3 protein-coding genes are annotated in these 1,414 nt (G+C 71.7%); 2 read left to right on the top strand and 1 reads right to left on the bottom strand.

All coding sequences use genetic code 11. The features are described from left to right. The coding region (locus FHD68_RS18510) for a PfkB family carbohydrate kinase (RefSeq protein ID WP_244297991.1) at positions 1 to 258 on the top strand (258 nt) is incomplete at its 5' end. Beyond that, complete coding sequence (locus FHD68_RS18505; RefSeq protein WP_139086578.1) at positions 255 to 1,172, top strand: pseudouridine-5'-phosphate glycosidase; 918 nt, start codon at positions 255 to 257, stop codon at positions 1,170 to 1,172. The genes FHD68_RS18510 and FHD68_RS18505, both read left to right, overlap by 4 nt. Here FHD68_RS18505 and FHD68_RS19265 read toward each other — a convergent pair. Further along, positions 1,169 to 1,342, bottom strand: a complete 174-nt coding sequence (locus FHD68_RS19265) for a hypothetical protein (protein WP_167550444.1) — start codon at positions 1,340 to 1,342, stop codon at positions 1,169 to 1,171. The genes FHD68_RS18505 and FHD68_RS19265 overlap by 4 nt on opposite strands. Between the last annotated feature and the right edge of the window lie 72 nt (positions 1,343 to 1,414).

Genomic DNA, 1,414 nt, shown 5'->3' with positions numbered 1-1,414 from the left:
GCCGAGGCGGTCGTGGCGCGCGGCGCCGCCCGCGTGCTGGTCACCGACGGCCCGAACCTGGCCGCCGAGGCGATCGCCGGCGGCCCCACGCTGACCCATCAGCCCCCCTCCGTCACCGTGGAACGCGTGACCGGAGCGGGCGACTGCTTCCTCGCGGCCCATCTGGCCGCCGAACTCAAGGAAATGCCGCGCGACGCGGCGCTGCGGCAGGCCGTCAGGGCCTCGGCCGCGCATGTCTCCGGAAAGGATGTCCCGTGACTCAGACTGCCCCCCTCACCTTCGCCCCCGAGGTCCGCGACGCGCTGGATCGCGGCCTGCCCGTGGTGGCGCTGGAATCGACCATCATCACCCATGGCATGCCCTGGCCCCAGAACCTGGAGATGGCCGAAAAGGTCGAGGCCACCATCCGCGAGGGCGGCGCGGTCCCCGCGACCATCGCCGTCATGGGCGGCCGGATCCACATCGGCCTGACGCCCGAGGCCCTGCGCGCCCTCGCGCAGACCCCGCCGGCGGAGGCGATGAAGCTGAGCCGCGCCGACCTGGCCGTCTGCATCGCGAACGGCCGCACGGGGGCCACCACAGTGGCGGCCACCATGATCTGCGCCCAGCTGGCGGGCATCAAGGTCTTTGCCACCGGGGGCATCGGCGGCGTCCATCGCGGGGCCGAGGACAGCTTCGACATCTCGGCCGACCTGCAGGAGCTGGCGCAGACCGCCGTGACGGTCGTGGCCGCGGGCGCCAAGGCCATCCTGGACCTGCCCAAGACCTGGGAGGTGCTGGAGACCCTGGGCGTGCCGGTCATCGCCTATGGCCAGGACGAACTGCCGGCCTTCTGGTCGCGCGCCTCGGGCATCCGCGCGCCGCTGCGCATGGACAGCCCCGAGGAGATCGCCGCCGCCGCCGCCATGCGCGCGGCCCTGGGCCTCAAGGGCGGCCAGCTGGTCGCGAACCCGATCCCGGTCGAGGCCGAGATCCCGCAGGACCGGATCATGCCGGTGATCGAGCAGGCCCTGTCCGAGGCCGCGGCCCAGGGCATCGCCGCCAAGGCCGTGACTCCCTTCCTGCTGGGCCGCATCTTCGAGCTGACCGAGGGCCGCTCGCTGGAGAGCAACATCGCGCTGGTGCTGAACAACGCGCGGCTGGCGGCGCGCATCGCCGCCGCGATGGCCTAGACCACGCGCTGCGCCGGGAACAGGGCCGCCAGATCGAAGCTGTCGGCCCTGTTCAGCTTGTCGGCATGGTCGGACAGGAAGGTGTCGGCGGCCTGCTGGCCCGCCGCCTTCATCGCCGCCAGAAGGCCCGGGCGCGGCATCAGCTTGGAGCGCGCCGACAGGTCGGTCATTAAAGCGTTTCTGTATTAACCTGATACATACCCTGCCGCGTGGAAGTAGTTCCAGCACTCCTGGGGTGAGAA

Source organism: Paracoccus marcusii, from assembly GCF_006151785.1.
In the GTDB taxonomy this organism is placed as follows: Bacteria; Pseudomonadota; Alphaproteobacteria; order Rhodobacterales; family Rhodobacteraceae; genus Paracoccus; species Paracoccus marcusii.
This window is presented reverse-complemented; position numbering and strand designations above follow the sequence as displayed.

Coding starts and splice junctions, on each gene's coding strand:
- FHD68_RS19265 (WP_167550444.1), bottom strand. CDS start 1,342: ATGACCGACCTGTCGGCGCGCTCCAAGCTGATGCCGCGCCCGGGCCTT.